24 protein-coding genes are annotated in these 18386 nt (G+C 39.9%); 3 read left to right on the forward strand and 21 right to left on the reverse strand.

All coding sequences use genetic code 11. The annotated features are described in order from the left end of the window. Window positions 1–157: 157 nt before the first annotated feature. From ccsB to HNQ41_RS05480, 7 genes are all read right to left on the reverse strand, one after another. Window positions 158–1342, reverse strand: coding sequence for a c-type cytochrome biogenesis protein CcsB (gene ccsB / locus HNQ41_RS05450; protein WP_184663405.1), 1185 nt, complete (start codon window positions 1340–1342; stop codon window positions 158–160). Continuing rightward, complete coding sequence (gene resB / locus HNQ41_RS05455; RefSeq protein WP_184663406.1) at window positions 1335–3020, reverse strand: cytochrome c biogenesis protein ResB; 1686 nt, start codon at window positions 3018–3020, stop codon at window positions 1335–1337. Before resB ends, ccsB begins: the two co-directional genes overlap by 8 nt. 13 nt (window positions 3021–3033) lie before the next feature. Further along, window positions 3034–3561, reverse strand: a complete 528-nt coding sequence (resA, locus tag HNQ41_RS05460) for a thiol-disulfide oxidoreductase ResA (protein ID WP_184663407.1) — start codon at window positions 3559–3561, stop codon at window positions 3034–3036. An 87-nt stretch (window positions 3562–3648) separates the two neighbouring features. Further along, on the reverse strand, window positions 3649–4368 hold the full coding sequence (locus HNQ41_RS05465) for a pseudouridine synthase (RefSeq protein WP_184663408.1): 720 nt from the start codon (window positions 4366–4368) through the stop codon (window positions 3649–3651). 187 nt (window positions 4369–4555) lie between these two features. After that, window positions 4556–5086, reverse strand: coding sequence for a spore maturation protein (locus HNQ41_RS05470; RefSeq protein ID WP_184663409.1), 531 nt, complete (start codon window positions 5084–5086; stop codon window positions 4556–4558). 2 nt (window positions 5087–5088) lie between these two features. After that, entirely contained in the window at window positions 5089–5679 is a 591-nt protein-coding gene (locus HNQ41_RS05475; RefSeq protein WP_184663410.1) for a nucleoside recognition domain-containing protein, read from the reverse strand. Next, window positions 5680–6834, reverse strand: a complete 1155-nt coding sequence (locus HNQ41_RS05480; RefSeq protein ID WP_184663411.1) for a D-alanyl-D-alanine carboxypeptidase family protein — start codon at window positions 6832–6834, stop codon at window positions 5680–5682. A gap of 154 nt (window positions 6835–6988) precedes the next feature. Between HNQ41_RS05480 and HNQ41_RS05485 the strand changes: the two genes are divergently transcribed. Further along, window positions 6989–7699: a DUF421 domain-containing protein gene (locus HNQ41_RS05485; RefSeq protein WP_184663412.1), complete on the forward strand. Its 711-nt coding sequence runs from the start codon at window positions 6989–6991 to the stop codon at window positions 7697–7699. Here HNQ41_RS05485 and HNQ41_RS05490 read toward each other — a convergent pair whose 3' ends face one another. The 7 genes from HNQ41_RS05490 to HNQ41_RS05520 form a co-directional block, all read right to left on the reverse strand. Further along, entirely contained in the window at window positions 7700–8560 is an 861-nt protein-coding gene (locus HNQ41_RS05490; protein ID WP_184663413.1) for a DUF421 domain-containing protein, read from the reverse strand. A 19-nt stretch (window positions 8561–8579) separates the two neighbouring features. Then, window positions 8580–8786, reverse strand: a complete 207-nt coding sequence (locus HNQ41_RS05495) for a hypothetical protein (protein ID WP_184663414.1) — start codon at window positions 8784–8786, stop codon at window positions 8580–8582. 13 nt (window positions 8787–8799) lie between these two features. Beyond that, complete coding sequence (gene spoVAE / locus HNQ41_RS05500) at window positions 8800–9150, reverse strand: stage V sporulation protein AE (protein WP_184663415.1); 351 nt, start codon at window positions 9148–9150, stop codon at window positions 8800–8802. After that, window positions 9147–10163: a stage V sporulation protein AD gene (spoVAD, locus tag HNQ41_RS05505; protein WP_184663416.1), complete on the reverse strand. Its 1017-nt coding sequence runs from the start codon at window positions 10161–10163 to the stop codon at window positions 9147–9149. The genes spoVAE and spoVAD overlap by 4 nt, the downstream gene beginning before the upstream one ends. Then, the gene (spoVAC, locus tag HNQ41_RS05510; RefSeq protein WP_184663583.1) at window positions 10160–10627 is read right to left on the reverse strand and encodes a stage V sporulation protein AC; all 468 of its coding nucleotides are present in this window, start codon (window positions 10625–10627) and stop codon (window positions 10160–10162) included. The genes spoVAD and spoVAC overlap by 4 nt, the downstream gene beginning before the upstream one ends. 33 nt (window positions 10628–10660) lie before the next feature. Beyond that, window positions 10661–11113: a hypothetical protein gene (locus HNQ41_RS05515; RefSeq protein WP_184663417.1), complete on the reverse strand. Its 453-nt coding sequence runs from the start codon at window positions 11111–11113 to the stop codon at window positions 10661–10663. A 70-nt stretch (window positions 11114–11183) separates the two neighbouring features. Next, window positions 11184–11387, reverse strand: a complete 204-nt coding sequence (locus tag HNQ41_RS05520) for a DUF1657 domain-containing protein (RefSeq protein WP_184663418.1) — start codon at window positions 11385–11387, stop codon at window positions 11184–11186. 185 nt (window positions 11388–11572) lie between these two features. Here HNQ41_RS05520 and HNQ41_RS05525 point away from each other — a divergent pair, with 185 nt between their 5' ends. Next, window positions 11573–12127: a hypothetical protein gene (locus HNQ41_RS05525; RefSeq protein WP_184663419.1), complete on the forward strand. Its 555-nt coding sequence runs from the start codon at window positions 11573–11575 to the stop codon at window positions 12125–12127. Between the two features lie 37 nt (window positions 12128–12164). Here HNQ41_RS05525 and HNQ41_RS05530 read toward each other — a convergent pair whose 3' ends face one another. The 4 genes from HNQ41_RS05530 to HNQ41_RS05545 form a co-directional block, all read right to left on the reverse strand. Continuing rightward, complete coding sequence (locus tag HNQ41_RS05530) at window positions 12165–13091, reverse strand: superoxide dismutase (RefSeq protein WP_184663420.1); 927 nt, start codon at window positions 13089–13091, stop codon at window positions 12165–12167. 198 nt (window positions 13092–13289) lie between these two features. Next, entirely contained in the window at window positions 13290–13781 is a 492-nt protein-coding gene (locus HNQ41_RS05535; protein ID WP_184663421.1) for a DUF3907 family protein, read from the reverse strand. A 57-nt stretch (window positions 13782–13838) separates the two neighbouring features. Further along, window positions 13839–14438 carry an SMC-Scp complex subunit ScpB gene (gene scpB, locus HNQ41_RS05540; protein ID WP_184663422.1) on the reverse strand — a complete coding sequence of 200 codons (600 nt, stop codon included), beginning with the start codon at window positions 14436–14438 and terminating at the stop codon, window positions 13839–13841. Then, the gene (locus HNQ41_RS05545; protein WP_184663423.1) at window positions 14435–15193 is read right to left on the reverse strand and encodes a segregation/condensation protein A; all 759 of its coding nucleotides are present in this window, start codon (window positions 15191–15193) and stop codon (window positions 14435–14437) included. Before HNQ41_RS05545 ends, scpB begins: the two co-directional genes overlap by 4 nt. A 138-nt stretch (window positions 15194–15331) precedes the next feature. On the opposite strand from HNQ41_RS05545, the gene HNQ41_RS05550 reads away from it, so the two are divergent. After that, window positions 15332–15865 (forward strand): DUF309 domain-containing protein, encoded by a 534-nt coding sequence (locus tag HNQ41_RS05550; protein ID WP_184663424.1) that lies wholly within the window; start codon window positions 15332–15334, stop codon window positions 15863–15865. A gap of 123 nt (window positions 15866–15988) precedes the next feature. Here HNQ41_RS05550 and ribH read toward each other — a convergent pair whose 3' ends face one another. From ribH to ribE, 3 genes are read right to left on the reverse strand one after another with little or no spacing between them, the layout of a single operon-like run. Continuing rightward, the gene (ribH, locus tag HNQ41_RS05555) at window positions 15989–16462 is read right to left on the reverse strand and encodes a 6,7-dimethyl-8-ribityllumazine synthase (RefSeq protein ID WP_184663425.1); all 474 of its coding nucleotides are present in this window, start codon (window positions 16460–16462) and stop codon (window positions 15989–15991) included. Window positions 16463–16501: 39 nt separating this feature from the next. Beyond that, window positions 16502–17695 carry a bifunctional 3,4-dihydroxy-2-butanone-4-phosphate synthase/GTP cyclohydrolase II gene (locus HNQ41_RS05560; RefSeq protein ID WP_184663426.1) on the reverse strand — a complete coding sequence of 398 codons (1194 nt, stop codon included), beginning with the start codon at window positions 17693–17695 and terminating at the stop codon, window positions 16502–16504. Between the two features lie 34 nt (window positions 17696–17729). After that, window positions 17730–18386: a riboflavin synthase gene (gene ribE / locus HNQ41_RS05565; protein ID WP_184663427.1), complete on the reverse strand. Its 657-nt coding sequence runs from the start codon at window positions 18384–18386 to the stop codon at window positions 17730–17732.

The following is an 18386-nucleotide window of genomic DNA, read 5'->3' on the forward strand; positions in this document are numbered from 1 at the left end:
CAAAACAGATACTGCGTTTCTATCAAAAATAACTTCATATGCTATTGTAGCACGTTTTTTTTTTGAAAAGAACACACTTTGACAAGGTTTGACTTCACAAAAAATGACTGTTCCCGGACTTTTAAGGGAACAGTCATTTAAAATTCTCTTATTTTGTTTATGCATATGAATGTAATCCAGCAATGATGAGGTTAACAAAGATCAGATTAAACATGATGATCGCAAAACCGATGACACAAAGCCAGGCACTTCGTTCTCCATGCCAACCTCTTGATAGACGAAGGTGAAGGTAAGCAGCATAGAAGAGGAAAGTGATTAACGCCCACACTTCTTTGGGATCCCATGCCCAAAAACGTGTCCAAGCAATTTGCGCCCAAATCATCGCAAAAATTAAACCTCCGAGCGTGAAAATAGGAAAACCAATTGCAATGGCTCGATAGCTTAATTCATCTGCGGCTTGAGGGCTAATTGACTTCGTTAACGGTTGAAGGACTGCCCCAATCGGCTTACGAATCGCTAATCGAATCAGCCAATAAAGCAAGAGACCAGAAACCATTGACCAAACCACTGTGTTTAAATCATTACTTTCAATAATTGATGGGGCAGAAAGAAATGGTTCCATAGCTTGATCAGTCAAAAGTTGGCCTTCGTTAGGGCCTACAACAGCAGGCATCGGATATTCCATCATTGCCTCTTGTCCGTTTTCATTAATATATTGGAATTCTGCCTCATACCCTGCAACATTAAATCCAATACTGAGACTAATATAGGCGACAAAACAAAGGATCGTGTAAAGGATAAATTCAACCCCGCGCACGCGCTTATTTCGTTTTGTGAAGTCAATAACCCGCACAAGGTAGATTAGTCCTGCTGCAAAACTAATTGCTAGTATGCCTTGACCTATCGCTGTTGTGATCACATGAATTTCAAGCCAATACGATTGTAGAGCAGGAATCAACGGTTGAATTTCTGTTGGGAACATGGAAGCATACACGATGATTAACATGACAACTGGCATCGTAAAAAGCCCAAGAATATCACTTTTATAGATCGTATAAATGATCACTAATGCAAAGCTCATCATGATCGCTAAAAAGGCAGTATATTCAAACATGTTACTAACCGGAGCGTGACCTGCGGCGATCCAACGTGTTATGAAATATCCCATTGCGAATAGAAAACCGATAATTGAGGCAACATAACCCAAAAAACCTGATCTGTTTTGAAAATGCCCTTGTCGATTACGGAATTTTTTACCTGTCACAGCAACAGCAAAAAGAATCGTTGAAAGCAAATATAAGAAAAAAGCTACTAGTAATAGGTTGCTACTTAATTCAGGCATCTACATCACTCCCTTGATCCTCATCGCGACGTCGTTGATATTGACGTTCCTGCTCCAATTCATCTTCTTCAACTTGGTCAATAGGCATCGCAATGTTTGTATTAGAAGATATCGCTTCAAAATCTTTCATCAAAGATTGCCAGTTTTTATTCGTGTGCCCAGCAACCCACAATTCCTCACCTTTTTGCTGTAACCATATTCGGCGGTGACTCCAATAAGATCCTTGGATAAGGCCAACCATAAAGATAAATCCACCAACAATAAGTAACGGCAGCGTTCGGTCAAGTCGTACAGTTAAAGCCGTGACATCATTCATTTCAACGCCTGAAAGCTCCAATCGATACTCGTTTTCTCCAAGAATCGGTTCATTCGTTTGGACACCAACAACGCTCTTTTCACCATCTGGAATACTAGGTGTTTGCACGTTGAAAATAATGAGTGGGTTATCAGGGATTCGTGTAGCTGTTGTAGGCTCTTGATTATGTTCATCAAACACGTAATCTGGGAAATACTCTTCAATTTCAACGACATAACCGCCTCCGAGATCATAACTCATTTCTGGATCATAAAGATCTACCGTAATCTCTGTATCCGGTACATCTCCGTTGTCGTCTGCAACAGATTGAAGTCGAAAGCTAAATTCGGAAAGTTCATTTAACTTATAGTCAACTTGGTAAATAGAATACCCATCATGAGTTAACGGGTCGTTCACTTCTATATCGTGTGATTTCACTTTCTCATAATCAGCTTCACTTCCTACTATTCCGTCATCACTTCTTTCTAACAGGACAGCTGATGTACGGTAGGTTTCCACAACTGAAGACCCTTCTCGCATGAGTGCCTCTTGATACAATTCATCGTCTTCATCATACAACTCAATTTCAAAATTTTCGTTATACAAATAATATTGCCCATCAGTCCCTTTGACAGGCACTTGTTCACCATCGCGAACCCAAATATTTTCATCTACATACATAGTTGGGAAAAATCGTAGCATCGCTCCAAATAAAAAGATGATTAGTCCGATGTGATTAACGTAAGGTCCCCACCTTGAGAATCGACCTTTTTCAGCAACGATATTCCCATTTTCTTCATAGATGTTATATTTTTTTTCGTTTAATACTTTTGTGGCTTTTTCAATTTCACCCTCATGATCCAAACCTCGGCTTGTACCAAAAACTCTCTGTCGCTTTAAAAATCCTTCATGTCTTGTGACACGTTGTTTTTTTAGCGCTCGATAAAGTGGAACGACACGGTCTAAACTACATATCACAAGTGATACACCTAAAGCTGCAATAAGTAACATGTACCACCAAGATCCATATAAATTATGAAAACCTAACAAATAGTATAATTGACCAATCGTTCCATATTCATTTTCATAGAAAACAGCTGGATTTTCACCAGGTGGTATAAACTCTACTTGTGGAAAAATCGTTCCAAATCCAGAAGCAACGAGCAATAATACAATAATCCAAATACCTACTTTAACCGACGAAAAGAAATTCCAAATATGATCGACAACCGACCGTTTATACGTTTGTGACCTTCTAGCTGCCCCTTCGTAACGCATATTTAAAAGACTTTTCCCCTCATCTTGTAACGGCTTCCCGCAAGACTCACATATCACCGTTCCGTATGGGTTCACGTGCCCACATTCACATTTCACCTTCTCCATCTCTCACCCTCCACTACGTTTCTGGAACGAGCTGTTCTAGGGATTCAATGACTTGCTCTTCCGTTTTAGCCCCTACGGTATGTTCAATGACCTCACCAGTTTCATCGATAAGGAATACACTAGGTAAGCTTTGTACACCGTAAGCATTACTTACGTGCATCCCCCTGTCGATAGCTATTGGGTACGGATAGTTGGCACGCTCTTGATGTCGCTCTACTTGAACCGTCGATTCGTCTACATTAACCGACACGACTTCGACACCTTTATCTCGGTATGTATCATAATGCTCTTTTAAATATCCCATTTTTTCTCGACAAAACGCACAGTATGTCGCCCAAAAGTTTAAATACACACCTTCCCCTTCCCAATCTTCTAACATAATTTTTTCGCCATCTAAATTTTCTAGAGCAAAATTTGGCGCTTCATCACCAGCATCTACAACCCCTCTATCACCTACAAAATGGTTATAAAAAGTATATCCTATTGCAACAGCCATCACGATTAAAATGATAGCACGGATCAATAGACGGTTCTTTTTCATGTAGATTCCCCCAAGCCATTTACTAAACTTATATTAACACCACGAACGTATTACAAACAAATGTTTTACACAGATAATTTGTGTCCATTATGTGACAGCCCAGTCATGAAGTTGTTTTACTTCCTTAGGAGTTAATTCTCGAGCCTCTCCTGCATTTAACCCTTTTAACGTAATCATTCCGTACCTTTCTCGCTTTAATTTATCAACAGGATAACCGATCGCATCAAACATACGTCGAACTTGGCGATTTCTACCTTCATGAATCGTGATCTCTATAACCGTTGTTCCTTTTTTGCGGTTTGATTTGATTCGCTTCACTTTTGCAGGCGCCGTCTTTTTACCGTCTAGTTTGACCCCTCGTTCCAATTGTTTTAATTCTTGGTTTAAAGGCAGTCCTTTCACTTTTGCAATATACGTTTTAGGAATTCGATACGATGGGTGCATTAATTGATTCGCAAATTCACCATCGTTTGTTAACAATATTAAGCCTGATGTGTCCGAATCCAGTCTCCCGATAGGGTAAATTCTCTTATCGGTCCCTATATAATCTGTGACAACTTTTCTTCCTCGGTCATCACTCGCTGCTGATATCACTCCTGTAGGCTTGTACAATACGTAATACTCAGGTGCTTCTTTTTCAAGTGGAATCCCTTCTACTTCAATATCATCTTGATTCGGGTTCACTTTCACTCCTAATGTCTTCACGGTCTCTTTGTTCACAGTTACTTTTCCTTCTTCAATCAACTTCTCAGCTTTTCGTCGTGAAGTGATTCCTGCTTGTGCAATTACTTTTTGAAGTCGTTCCATTCATAATCAGCCTTCCTCTATTTATAATCAAAAAACAGTATAATAAAGTTGTACGCACTTTTCTAATCATTATACTCAACCGTTTATTTTAGCGGTTTTATTATTCATTCTCAAATAAGATTAAAGATAGTGGCAAATTTAGCATACCACAAACAGAAAAAACATGTGTGAAATAGCTACACACATGTTACAAAAACACGAGGGTCACGATAATGACTGAGGCAATGACGCCGACGAAGTCTGCAAATAAACCTACCTTTAATGCATCACCGACCTTTTTGATACCTACTGCTCCAAAATATACAGTTAAAACATAAAATGTCGTATCAGTACTCCCTTGCATCGTAGAGGCTAAACGTCCAATAAATGAATCAGCACCGTATGTAGATATCAAATCTGTCGTCATTCCTAAAGCTCCTGTACCTGATAGAGGCCGTATTAATGCCAAAGGAACGATCTCACTTGGAAAGCCAATAAAAGATAAAACAGGTTCAATCACACCAATCAACGCTTCCATTGCTCCCGATTCACGAAAAACAGAAATCGCGACGTACATTCCAACAAGGTAAGGAATGATGGAGACCGCCATGTTAAACCCTTCTTTAGCACCATCTACAAATGTCTCATATGTTGGAACACGTCGCAATGTCCCTACAACCAATATCAGTGCGATGAATAAAGGGATGATCCAAAGGGAAACCGTCGTAAGCCATGCCATCACTATACTCCTTTTCTGATTCGTCGATAATAGAAAAATCTATCGATCAAAATTGCTGCAATCGTAGAAATTGTCGTTGCCATAATCGTTGTTCCTACTATTTCAGTTGGACTCTGTGAACCGTAATCAATTCGGATAGAAATGATCGTTGTCGGAATAAGCGTAATACTCGCTGTATTGATCGCAAGTAAAGTAATCATAGAACGACTCGCTTCATCTTTCCCACCATTTAATTTTTTGAGTTCTTCCATCGCTTTAATGCCCATTGGGGTGGCAGCATTACCTAAACCAAACAAGTTAGCTGAAATATTTGATAAAATATACCCCATCGCAGGGTGGTCCTTAGGGATATCAGGAAATAATTTTCCCGCAATTGGGCGCATTAGCTTCGTTAATCCTCGTAGCATACCGGCAACTTCTGCAATTTTCATCATGCCTAACCAAAATGCAAGAACACTGATTAAGCCTAGGCATATTGTCACCGCTTCCTTTGCTCCTTGAAAAATCGCTTCATTGATTGCTTCCATATTGCCGTTAATCGCCGCAAATACAACCCCCGTCACGAACAAACCTACCCAAATAATATTAACCATTTATTTCACTCCGATAGATTGTAAAAATGTCCGTTTCAATTTTTCAAACCATCCAAGACTTTCCTCTTCCTCTTCTTCTTCAATAAATCGTAGAGGAACACTCCCAACTTGATCACCATTGACCATCACATCAATAGTACCGATCGGGTTTGGATACCCATTTCGTTCCCATTCATCATCTTGTGGCGGTGTGTATACGTTGATTCGTTTCGAGATCCCTTCTAATTCTTCTTGAGTCACAGGGTATTCGAAGTTATAGTCCGCTTCTAAACGATCCTCATAAAATGGGTCATCGACATTGTCAACAACCCCCTCCTCCACAATCGGAAGAAGTTCATATGTATCGAACGCCCAGTTAAACAAACTCATATGGTCATTCCAGTCACTCGGTGCATTAAGTGTAACGACAATCAAAGACAGGTCATCACGTTCTGCTGTTGAAACGAGCGTGCGTTTTGCTCTCTTTGTATAACCGGTTTTTCCGCCTGTTGAATCTTTATACATTCCATTTACTAAACGGTTTTTATTGCGAAAGCTACGAAAGCCATTTTCTCGTTTCGTATCGGTTCGATAAACACTCGTACCTGTCACTTCGCGATAATCTTCATTTTCCATCGCATAGCGTGTTAATTTTGCCATATCATACGCCGTTGACATATGATCTTCATGTGTATCTAAGCCATGTGGATTGCGAAATGTTGTTTTGTCCATCCCTATTTCTTCTGCTTTTTCATTCATCATATAAACGAAACCATCGACACTTCCTCCAACGTGTTCTGCGATCGCTACAGCAGCATCATTTCCAGAACGTAACATAAGGCCGTAAACGAGTTCTTCGAGTTTCAATTTTTCACCCGCTCTCAAATAAAGCGAAGACCCTTCTGTCCCTTCCGCATTAGAAGATACTTCTACCTTTTCATCTAAATCTCCATGTTCGATCGCTAATATCGCCGTCATGATTTTTGTAATACTTGCAATCCGCATCGGTGTCTGTGCTTGTTTATCATATAGAACACGCCCACTTTCTTGTTCCATTAAAATGGCCCCTTGTGCCGAAACAGATCCTGGATATGTAGTTGATGCTTGAGTCGTCGTTAACAGACTCATCATCGTTAACGTAATGACAAATAGCATTAAAATTAATTTTTTGCCCATAAATCTCCCGCCTCTAAATGGATTTGTACAAGTTTATTCGAAATATATCTACTTATGAATAAAACTTTCTTTCTTAATGTCTGCAAATGTTTTGGATAAAAAGCGAGCAAATGAAAAAAATACAAGTAGAACAAAATAAAGGGAGAAGAAAATTATGCTCAATACGCTTCAAGATTTAGGAACCGTGTTTTTACGAATCATCACGATTTTCCCACTTCTTCTCACAATTACATTCGTTTTAGGAAAACGGGCTATTAATGAGATGCCCATTTTTGATTATTTAATTATCATTACACTTGCTTCAATTACAGGAGCAGACTTGGCGGACCCTAGCGTTAAACACATCCCTACAATAGGGGCAATTATTTTAATCGTTTGTTTACAACGTATCGTCAATCATTTAATGATTCGATACCGAAAATTTGGGCGGCTCATCACATTTGAGCCGACCGTGGTTGTTTATCAAGGGGAAATTATAAAGAAAAGCCTTAAAAAGTGGCATTATTCGATCGATAATTTATTACAAATGTTAAGAGAAAATGGAGCTTTTCATATAGAAGAAGTTGAGGTTGCGATTATCGAAGCAAACGGGAGCCTATCTGTTCACAAGCGGCAAAGTCATAACCAAACATCAGATATACAACCAAGTGAAAATCTCATAAGTTTTCCTGTCATTCTCGAAGGCTTTATTTATGAAGACGTGTTAAATTACTTAGGTGTTTCAAAAGCTTGGTTAAGGCAAGAACTGTTAAAAAAAGGCGTCATCCGTACAGATGACGTATTTGTTGCTGCTGTGGATCAAAACCTTCAATTGACAATATCAACGAACAATAGTTCTGAACACATCCCTCCTTTTTTTCATTAGTTATGATTTCAAATATGGTTCAAGTCTTTCTCGAATTTGATCTGCTTTTTTAGCAAGACGATCATACATTAACTTGGCATCTTTGTTTTCCGTTTCTAAGGAAAAAATCTCCAACTGTGCTTGGCAGGATTTGATCGATGCAAGAAGTTGTTGTTTTTCTTTCGGTTGTTTTTTCTTAATTTGATCGTCATACAAGTCCATTGTCATTGTCCCATCACGGTCCACTTGTGCTAAAAAAGCATTTTCTACAATTGCCCCTTGCGAATCTAATTGTTCATGCAACCAGTCTCGGCTAAAGCCAAGCCTTGCCAACGCTTCATCTTGTACTTTTCCATCAACAATCACCGTCTCTGTCTCTTTGACAGGGGCTTTTTGAATATTTAAATCTCCTGGTTTTAGAGGCTCTTGATCACTTTTTAAGAGAACATCGATTTCTCCAGTTGGTTCAAGCATAGCAAATTCGACATCTTGTACATTAAATACGCCTCTACGGCGCATGCCATACAGCAAGTCATCACTCGTTAACCGTTCTTTTTTAAGTTCATCCTCAAGGATTTTCCCATTCTTCACGACAGGAACAGGTGTACCATGCAACATGAAACGAAATACTTTACTCTTTTGTTTCAACCATAGAATACCTGCAATGGCTAATACTCCTACAAAATAAGCAATTAGACCATGGGCGATCGGTACGGAAGTCTGCACAACACCAAACGCTAGAGAAGCACCTAAAAAGATAACGAGTACAAGTTCGACCACTCCGAGTCTATACAAGGAGCCTCGAAATAACAGCCGTGCAGAAGCAATCAGTAGAACGATGGCTAAAAAACTTCTTAAAATGACTTCTTGCCAACCTGCCAATTTTCTCCCTCCTCTTTAATCAATTCCCTTTGTATTGTGGTTCTTCTTTTTCTAATTCCACAAGGCGGTCCGTTAAGTTCTTCGAAATTGTCCTAGTCTCCAGTACTGCTTCACGGTACGCTTCATAACATTCATCATCCTGTGTTTTTTCTCGTAAATCATTTAAAGCCGCTTCAATCCCTTTCCATTTGGCTAGGTTTTGCTTGACTTGCTGATATACGGTCATTAACTTTCTCTCCTTATCCTTTAGGTTTGAATATTAAGGCCGCAATAAAGCTGAAAATGATCGCAGATGAGATCCCCGCACTTGTCACTTCAAAAATACCTGTAATAATCCCAATTAAACCATTTTGTTCAGCTTCTGCCATTGCTCCGTGAACGAGTGAATTACCAAAACTCGTAATCGGTACGGTCACACCCGCACCTGCAAAATCAATCATCGGTTCATATACACCAATCCCATCACCAATTGCTCCGAGTACAACGAGTGTACTTAATGTGTGAGCAGGGGTTAGTTTAAAAACATCCATCATCACTTGACCAACCACACAAATGAGCCCTCCTACAACAAATGCCCAAAAAAAGATCACAACTCGTCACCTCCCGATTCAATGGAAACTGCATGTGCAATACACGGTATCGACTCGTTTTGCTGGAAAGTAAGTGGTGATAAAAGGGCTCCTGTAGCGACGACGAGCATTCTTTGAAATTCATTTCTCTTCATACGGTTGAGCAAATGACCATATGTGACAGCTGCCGAACAGCCTGTCCCACTTGCCCCTGCTAAGACTGGTTGCCCTTCTCGGTAAACCATTAGCCCACAATCCTGAAATTGCTCATTTGTCACATTCAAGTTTCTTTCTTCCATTAATTCCAATGCAATCGGACGGCCGATATGACCGAGGTCGCCAGTTACGATGAGATCGTAATACGAGGCATCAACTCCTCTTTCATGTAAATGAGCTTCGATCGTATCAACAGCTGCAGGTGCCATCGCACCACCCATGTTAAACGGATCGCTTAGCCCCATATCGATAACATGACCGATCGTCGCTGATGTTACTTTCGGTCCATCACCTTCACTTCCTACTAAAGCAAACCCTGAAGCCGTAACTGTCCATTGAGCTGTTGGTGGCTTTTGTCCGCCGTATTCGGTCGGATAACGGAACGTTTTTTCTACAGCTGCATTGTGACTAGCTGACCCTGTCAAAATATGATCAGCACCTCCTGCATCAACGATGAAGGAAGCTAGAGCAAGCCCTTCCATTGCAGTAGAACAAGCACCAAATAGACCAAGGTAAGGGATCGGTAATTTTCGAAACGCAAAACTCGTTGACGTGATTTGATTTAGTAAATCACCCGAAAGAACAAATTGCACATCTTCCTTTTTTAACCCCGCTTTATCGATCGCTTTTAAGCAACCTTCTTCCGTTAATACCTTTTGGGCTTTTTCATATGAGTCCTGACCAAGCCATAAATCCTCATGAATTGAATCAAAGTCATCGGGAATCGCGCCATTTCCTTCGAAGGGTCCACCTATCACTCCTGTACTTTTAATGACAGGTGTATGCTCAAATTGCCAAGTCCTAGCTCCTACTCTCATCCTGTTCCCCCCCATGTCATCCAAATCGTTCGAATAAAGGCAATCACAAATGCTGAGAAAGTTCCGAACACAATGACGGACCCAGCCAATTTAAACATATTCCCTCCTACACCTAACACATACCCTTCAGTTCGATGTTCAATCGCAGCTGATGCAACAGAGTTTGCGAAACCAGTAACCGGTACAGCAGTACCTGCACCTGCAAATTGAGCATAACGGTCGTATACGCCCAAACCCGTTAACAATGTAGCTACAATTATTAACGTCGCAACAGTCGGATCACCCGCACTACTTTCATTAAAATCAAAGAAAAACATATAACCATATTGTAAAAATTGACCAATCAGACATATACTCCCACCTACAAAAAATGCTTTGATACAATTTTTAACGACAGGTCTTTTCACTTCATGCTTTTTGGCCATTTTTTGATAATGTTGTTGTTCTGGTGTCATCTTCTCCATTTGTTGTTTCTTTCCCAAACTTTTTCACCTGCCTCATCCTTTCATATTGTCTTCTATGTTATCTAATTCACGCCGCAACCTTTCCTTAGAAATTTCTCTGTTTTTTATCTCTGATTCCAATGCGTCTAAATCCCATTCAATTCGTTTATCTGTTGATAAGTGAACGGTCGCATTTTGATCGACTTTTTGAGCGATTTCATGAAATTCTTTTCGTAAACGTTCTAAAAATAAGCGGTGGCGATGTTTAACTTTCACATTGATATAAACGTCATCTTCCATTTCTACACCATGTACTGTTACAACTTCTTCCCTGTCGTTAATCTGTTTTTTCATTTGATCAACACGAGACTGATCAACAATCGAATCACTGCCTAATGCATCAAATCCTGTTTGATGATCCGGTAACGAGGAGGGATTACTGTTACAAGCTGTAATCAACAATCCGATACAAATAATCGCCACCCCAACCATAACGATTTTTTTCATAACAACAACACCTCTTTAATGAGTTCCGATATGTAAGCCGACGGAGAAGGAAACCCCCGTCGACATGACGTTAATTTTTGTATTGCGGTTCTTCTTGTTCGATATATTGCAAGCGCGGGTTTAAGTTATCTACGATCGCTTGCGCATCTTGAGCTGCTTGTTGAAAAAGTTGTTTTGCCTGTTGGTCATCCGTTTGTAAAGCAAAACTTTCCAAACTTGCTTGGGCACTTTTTAAACCTGATACTGTTTGTTTCATTTGTGTTGCTACTGTCAATGTTGACTCCCCCTCTTGTTTTAAGTTCAAATATAGCGTTTGACATTGGTGAAGATTCATGCGTTCCAGTTTCAGTTAATCATTTTCAAGTGTCACTCGCACAATTTTCTGTTAGCATAGAAGTACAATGTAAACACCATTTGAAACATCAATGCGTTGTAGCAAACGACAAAAGGAGAGACATCATGTTCACATCCATAAGTGCCTTTCAAGCCACCACGCTTATTTTGCTCACCTTCATACTCATATATCATTTACTACTACAAAATCGGTTTAAACGTTTGCAAAACCAGTTTTACCAACTTCGTCAAACAGTTGAATCTTTCGATTCTCATACAGAAGCTAGCTTCACTCCTTCTTCCCATATCATCGATGAGCAATTACAAACCATGAAGTTGCAATGTTATCAAGCACGTAATGCCGTCCATAAACAAACATTTGGACCCCACTCAAAGGAAATGGAGTTTGCCCCAAAACAAATACCAACAGTATATGAGCAATTACGTTCAGAGCTGTCAACTGAAACAAACGAGCTTATAGAACAATTTTGGGTGACCTACCTACAGTTTCTAGAAACACATTGGTTAGATTCACGTGGGAAATTGCGGAGCGTTTTTACAGGGGATGAAACCAAAAAGACAGGCGATGTTGGACAAATGATGCATGCGGCAGACCGTACTGTCCAACAGCTCGATATATTTTTATCAGAGCTGTCATTTATGCAAAGTGATCAAATGTAAGGAGTACACTTAAGTGTACTCCTTGTTTTTTTCCATATTAAAACGGTTCCCATTTAACATTTTTAGCTACATCAAATCGTTCTTGAACCGCTGGCCAATGGACAACGTTCCACCAGCAATCAATGTAACGTTCGCGGTTATTTTCATATTGCAAATAATAGGCATGCTCCCAGACGTCAATTGGTAAAAGAGGGATCACATCCCACTGTGAAAGGTTTTGATGTTTTTCTGCTGTTAATATTTCAAGCCTTCTGGACCGGGGTGCCCAGACGAGAATCGCCCAACCAACGCCTTCAACTTGTTTGGCAGCTTCAGTAAATTGCCATCGAAACGATCGATAATTCCCAAAATCATCATCAATCTGCTGCGCTAAAGAACCTTGCGGATTTCCACCACCTTCAGGGTTCATCACTTTCCAGAATATAGAATGTAAATAATGTCCTGCTCCGTGGAATGCCAATTCTCTTTCCCAATGTTTAATTAGACTGTCATCTTTTTTTCGTCTTGCTTCTGCCAATTTCTTCTCAGCTTTATTTAACCCATCTACATAAGACTGATGGTGCTTTTGATGGTGTAGCTCCATGATTCGTTTATTAATATAAGGTTCAAGTGCATCATAATCATAATCTAAAGGCGGGAGTTTATGTTGACCAACCTTCACACGTTCTGTTCCTTCTGCCCGCTCCTCTTCTCCCTCAACCTCGTTCCCTGTCTGTTGTTGCATTCGTTCATAAAGAGATGTTGCTTTTTCTTGGATCAGAGAGATCTGTTCTTCACTTACATTTTCTGAGTCAAGTTCGCTTAAGGACAAATCAATCTCATCGATTTCATCAATGATTTTTCGACATGAACGGTGATAATCTCGATCTCCTTCTTCCCAACGATGGGCGACAATGATATCCCTACATTGCTTAAGCCACCCTTTTAAATTTGAAGCATATTGTGTCAGTTCTTGATTGTCCATAATGACCCTCCTTATTGCGTCGTCATTACACCGTATGAATCAAAATGATTGTTGTGACAAATGCCCGAAATCGTGCCTTTCCTGTTTTTCATATGAAGGATTTAATCAAACAAAAAGGCGACCCTTTTTACTGTGACACCTAATAGTGGTGAACAAAGTAAATGAGGTCGCCTCTGTTTACATACTGTTGTTATTCGTTTACTTGGAATGGAGCATTTTCGTTCGAAAATCTGTTTCATAATACTCTAATTCTTCTCGAAGTTCTTGAAGTGGGCTTTCAACATCTTTTACTAATTGCTTTAAATGGTCAGGAACCGATATATAAAACTTAATAGCATTTTTTCCTGTATACGCTGCCCGACTATCTTCATACCATGTATCTAGACGCGGTTGGAAAAATTCCTCAATGCATCGGTAGTAGATCCAATATAACGTCTTTTCTGCAGCCCCTTTACGAAATGTCCCACTCTTTAATACCAATTGACAGGACTCATAGCCTTCATCTATAAAAACATTCAATCGACGTAGCTGTACTAATATATCAGATAGTTCATCTTCTAATACAGACTCATCGTCCACCTTTAAATCATCAAGTGTTGTTTTATTCAAGTAATCCCTTACACGATTACTGACTGAATGTAAGTGGTTTTTCGTTAAGCTGAGTTGACTTTTAACGAAGCTATTGCCCATGAAGGAATCCCCCCTTTCATTCTAGCAAATGGATGTTTTCGAAAAATCCAATATTTTTTATTCTGTACTTTCATGCTCTTGCTCCACCTTCTCGAATTGAGAAAAAAACAAATCTACTTCATTTTCAATAGAAGAATCGACTTCTGTATCTGGTAATGGTGGAAGTTCATCTAAGGAACGTAGGCCAAATTGATCGAGAAATCCAGAAGTTGTACCGTAAAGGATTGCTCGTCCTGTTCCTTCCGAACGACCTACTTCTTGAATGAGACCTTTTGCTTGCAACGTCCGAATCGGACGCTCAGATTTTACACCTCGTAAATCCTCAACATCTACACGTGCAATTGGTTGTTTATAAGCAATGATCGCTAATGTTTCCAACGCTGCTTGCGATAACGTTGTCGATTGCGGAGATTCAACAAGACGCTTAAAATATTCCGCATGTTCTGGTTTTGTCGTTAACTGATAGTGCCCAGCCCAATCAACAATTTGTAACCCTCGCTCTTCTGATTCAAACCTTTGCCTAAGTACATCAATATGTCTACGTACTTCTTCTATATCGATATCCAAAACATCACGTATTTGTTTTTCATCGAGCCCCTCATCGCCTGAAACGAACAATAGACCTTCAATAACCGCCTGATGATGTGTATCACTCAAAGGGACTCACCTCCAGTTTTGTAAATGATAATATCTTCGAAGTTAAAGCTTTGCTCACACTGGATCACATTCCCTTTCATTAATTCTAAAATAGCTAAAAAGGTGACAACTGCAAACGACCTGTCAGAGCGAACAAACATCTTGTTAAAACTTTGTTTCCCTCCATTTGTCGATAACGTATCCATGATTTCTCCCATTCTATCTTCGATGGATATTTCCTCACGGGGGACTGTTGTTATTGCTGGATCGGATTTCACTTTTCGTTGGAGCATCTTTTGGAAGGCGTCAAGCATATCGTATAAACTTGCATTAATTGATTCATTTTTATTCGTTTCTTCTTCAATATATGGCTCTAAGTTCGTAACAGGTTTTGAATATTGTTCACTTCGCTCTTGTTCACGTACTTTCAAACCTTCCGCCGCTTCTTTGAAACGCCGATATTCTAAAAGGCGATGCATCAATGCCTCACGTGGGTCTTCTTCATCTTCCTCAATCAACCAATCTTGGTCATCCAGTTCATCTTCGTGAACAGGAAGGAGCATGCGACTTTTCATCTCAACTAATGTTGCAGCCATCACGAGATATTCGCTTGCAATATCCAACTGTAAAACTTGCATCGTATGTATATACGATAAATATTGATCCGTAATTTCTGCGACTGGAATGTCGTATATATCCAGATCATTTTTTTGAATTAAATGTAACAATAAATCAAGTGGACCTTCAAAACGGTCAATTTTCACACTATATTCCATCTACTTACTCACCATTTTCTTTTTTACTGTCGGCATTATAACATATTTTAAAACTTCACGGTTTCCTCTAACTGATTCATACGATATGATATGAGATAGAAAACAAACAACCATTCCTTTGCCTTAGGAGGCGATAAATTGAATCATTATCCTAAACCGTTCATTGAATATTTAACGTACTTCCATGGCATGCGAGATTATTTTGAGTGTCATGAAGTGCTCGAGGAACATTGGAAAGATGTAAAAAATCAAAGCAATCGATCCGAAGACCATTGGGTTGCACTCATCCAATTAGCCGTTGCTTTATATCACCATCGGCAAAATAATTATGCTGGCGCTAAGCGCTTATATAAAAATGCAGAACGATTAATGTCTGATAACGAACAAAAACTTCAAGAACTTTCTATCAATGTAGACGAGTTAATACGTCGAGTAAAAGCGCAACACCAAGATGTCACTGCCTCAAAAGCTTATCAACCAATTGCCATCCCCCTTGAAGATGATGACTTGATTGACCTTTGTAAACAAAAATGTCAAGAAGAAGGTCATTCTTGGAATGAAAATGAAGATCATGCGTTAGACGACATCATTTATAAACATAAGCGTCGCGATCGAAGTGATGTCATTTCAGAAAGAAAACAAGCTTTAATGAACCGAAACGATAGACATTGATAATCGATTTTGTTAGCCCTCAATTGGAGATTGGACCTTTAGCGCTATACATGAAATAAATCGTCCTCTTTGGAAATAAAAAGAGAAACAGGAAAAATCTCCTGTTCCTCTTTTTTATTTCTATTATTCAAATGAAATTGAACGACTTAAGTTAGCCATTTCAATCGCTGACACAGCTGCCTCTGCACCTTTGTTACCTGCTTTCGTACCAGCGCGCTCAACAGCTTGCTCGATTGTATCTGTCGTTAACACCCCGAAAATCACTGGCGTACCTGTCTGCATGGAAAGGGAAGCAACGCCCTTTGCCACTTCGCTACAAACATAGTCAAAGTGTGGCGTTGAGCCGCGGATCACTGTCCCCAATGTAACCACTGCATCGTAACGACCGGATTCCGTTAGCTTCTTCGCAGCAACTGGAATTTCAAACGCGCCTGGAACCCAAGCGATATCTACATTTTCTTCTTCAACCCCGTGACGTCTTAACGTATCTTCAGCTCCACTTAAAAGCTTACTCGTAATCATTTCATTAAAACGACCGACGACGATCGCAACTTTCAAACCCGAACCAACTAAATTTCCTTCAAATGTTTGTCCCATCATGAATGCCTCCAATTAAAATAAATATGATTAATATGATTAAAAATGTAATAAATGACCTAATTTATCTTTTTTCACTTCTAAATAACGTTCATTTGCCTTAGTTTGTGGCAACTGGAGCGGTACGCGGTCAACGACTTCTAAGTCATACCCTTCTAACCCGCGAATTTTCCTTGGGTTATTAGTAAGTAATTTCATTTTTTTTACACCAACATCGCGTAAAATTTGCGCACCAATTCCATAATCTCTTAGATCAGGAGCAAACCCAAGCTTTTCGTTTGCCTCAACTGTGTCATAGCCTTCTTCTTGAAGTTTATAGGCGCGCATCTTATTAAGCAAACCAATGCCTCGCCCTTCTTGACGCATATACAATAGTACACCTTGACCCGCTTCTTCAATTTGTTCTAATGCAGCGTGCAGTTGAGGACCACAATCACAACGTTGCGAGCCAAACACATCACCTGTTAAACATTCAGAATGAACACGGACAAGCGTTGGTTTTTCAGGGGCAACTTCTCCCTTTACAAGCGCTATATGCTCCTTACCATCAACTACATTAGAATAGGCATATGCTTTGAAATCACCAAATTGAGTCGGCAAATCAATCGAAACTTCACGTTCTACAAGACGGTCTTTTCGATTACGATATTGAATCAAATCTTTGATCGTAACCATTTTTAATTCGTGTTCATCTGCAATTTTACGTAAATCAGGAACACGTGCCATCGTTCCGTCTTCTTTAATAATCTCACAAATAACGCCAGCCGGGTTGGCACCGCACATTTTCGCTAAATCAACCGCCGCTTCTGTATGCCCTGCTCGTCGTAACACGCCACCTTCTTTGGCAATAAGAGGAAAGATATGACCAGGCTTTTTAAAATCACTTGCTTTGGTTTCATTATTGAATAATGCCTTTACGGTATCGGAACGTTCTGGTGCTGAAATTCCTGTTGTGTTTGTTTTATGGTCAACACTGACGGTAAAAGCTGTACCATGCGGATCAGTGTTATGATCCACCATCGGCACTAACTCTAATTGTTCTGCACGTTGCTGAGTAATCGGTGCACATACAAGCCCACGACCGTGCGTAATCATAAAGTTTATCACTTCAGGACTCGCTTTATCTGCTAAGGCGACGAAGTCCCCTTCATTTTCTCGATCTTCATCGTCACAAACAATGACGACATTTCCTTGCATTAATTCGTAAATGGCTTCTTCAATTGGATCGAACATACGAATCCCCCTCTTTCACTACACCATTTTTATATTAAAAACCATTATCTCGTAAAAACGACTCTGTTAACGAATGACCTTGGTTAGAAGGTGGCTGTGACATGTACGTTTGCATAAATTGATCAACATACTTACCGAGCATATCACATTCGATATTCACGATATCACCAACCCCTTTGCTACCAATAACCGTTTCATCTAACGTATGAGGAATGATCGAAATCGTTATTGAATCATCAGTTAAGCCAAAGATCGTTAAACTCGTTCCATCAACGGCCACGGACCCTTTCATCAACATATATTTTCGTAACGAAGGATCTACAGCGATCTCATAATAAACGGCATTATCTTGACGTTCCTTTGAGCGAATCTTTCCTGTGCCATCAATATGACCACTAACAAAGTGACCACCGAAACGTCCCGCCGCTGACATCGCGCGCTCAAGATTCACTTCTGAACCGCGGCGTAGATCATTTAAACTCGTATGTCGAACAGTCTCCGGCATCACATCTACCGAAAATGACCGAGCATCGTAAGCAGTCACTGTCAAACAGACGCCATTGACAGCAATACTATCACCAATCGAAACATCCTCTAAAACGATCGCCGCTTCGACAGACATCACGATTGATTCACCTGTTTGACGCATGCTTCGAATCGTTCCTTTTTCTTCTACAATTCCCGTAAACAT

The organism is Texcoconibacillus texcoconensis (genome assembly GCF_014202575.1).
GTDB lineage: Bacteria > Bacillota > Bacilli > Bacillales > Salisediminibacteriaceae > Texcoconibacillus > Texcoconibacillus texcoconensis.

Excerpts from the sequence above, each read along its gene's own strand:
- ccsB (WP_184663405.1), bottom strand. The coding sequence starts at position 1,342 with ATGCCTGAATTAAGTAGCAACCTATTACTAGTAGCTTTTTTCTTATAT.
- resB (WP_184663406.1), bottom strand. The coding sequence starts at position 3,020 with ATGGAGAAGGTGAAATGTGAATGTGGGCACGTGAACCCATACGGAACG.
- resA (WP_184663407.1), bottom strand. The coding sequence starts at position 3,561 with ATGAAAAAGAACCGTCTATTGATCCGTGCTATCATTTTAATCGTGATG.
- HNQ41_RS05465 (WP_184663408.1), bottom strand. The coding sequence starts at position 4,368 with ATGGAACGACTTCAAAAAGTAATTGCACAAGCAGGAATCACTTCACGA.
- HNQ41_RS05470 (WP_184663409.1), bottom strand. The coding sequence starts at position 5,086 with ATGGCATGGCTTACGACGGTTTCCCTTTGGATCATCCCTTTATTCATC.
- HNQ41_RS05475 (WP_184663410.1), bottom strand. The coding sequence starts at position 5,679 with ATGGTTAATATTATTTGGGTAGGTTTGTTCGTGACGGGGGTTGTATTT.
- HNQ41_RS05480 (WP_184663411.1), bottom strand. The coding sequence starts at position 6,834 with ATGGGCAAAAAATTAATTTTAATGCTATTTGTCATTACGTTAACGATG.
- HNQ41_RS05485 (WP_184663412.1), top strand. The coding sequence starts at position 6,989 with ATGCTCAATACGCTTCAAGATTTAGGAACCGTGTTTTTACGAATCATC.
- HNQ41_RS05495 (WP_184663414.1), bottom strand. The coding sequence starts at position 8,786 with ATGACCGTATATCAGCAAGTCAAGCAAAACCTAGCCAAATGGAAAGGG.
- spoVAD (WP_184663416.1), bottom strand. The coding sequence starts at position 10,163 with ATGAGAGTAGGAGCTAGGACTTGGCAATTTGAGCATACACCTGTCATT.
- spoVAC (WP_184663583.1), bottom strand. The coding sequence starts at position 10,627 with ATGGAGAAGATGACACCAGAACAACAACATTATCAAAAAATGGCCAAA.
- HNQ41_RS05515 (WP_184663417.1), bottom strand. The coding sequence starts at position 11,113 with ATGAAAAAAATCGTTATGGTTGGGGTGGCGATTATTTGTATCGGATTG.
- HNQ41_RS05525 (WP_184663419.1), top strand. The coding sequence starts at position 11,573 with ATGTTCACATCCATAAGTGCCTTTCAAGCCACCACGCTTATTTTGCTC.
- HNQ41_RS05530 (WP_184663420.1), bottom strand. The coding sequence starts at position 13,091 with ATGGACAATCAAGAACTGACACAATATGCTTCAAATTTAAAAGGGTGG.
- HNQ41_RS05535 (WP_184663421.1), bottom strand. The coding sequence starts at position 13,781 with ATGGGCAATAGCTTCGTTAAAAGTCAACTCAGCTTAACGAAAAACCAC.
- HNQ41_RS05545 (WP_184663423.1), bottom strand. The coding sequence starts at position 15,193 with ATGGAATATAGTGTGAAAATTGACCGTTTTGAAGGTCCACTTGATTTA.
- ribH (WP_184663425.1), bottom strand. The coding sequence starts at position 16,462 with ATGGGACAAACATTTGAAGGAAATTTAGTTGGTTCGGGTTTGAAAGTT.
- HNQ41_RS05560 (WP_184663426.1), bottom strand. The coding sequence starts at position 17,695 with ATGTTCGATCCAATTGAAGAAGCCATTTACGAATTAATGCAAGGAAAT.
- ribE (WP_184663427.1), bottom strand. The coding sequence starts at position 18,386 with ATGTTTACGGGAATTGTAGAAGAAAAAGGAACGATTCGAAGCATGCGT.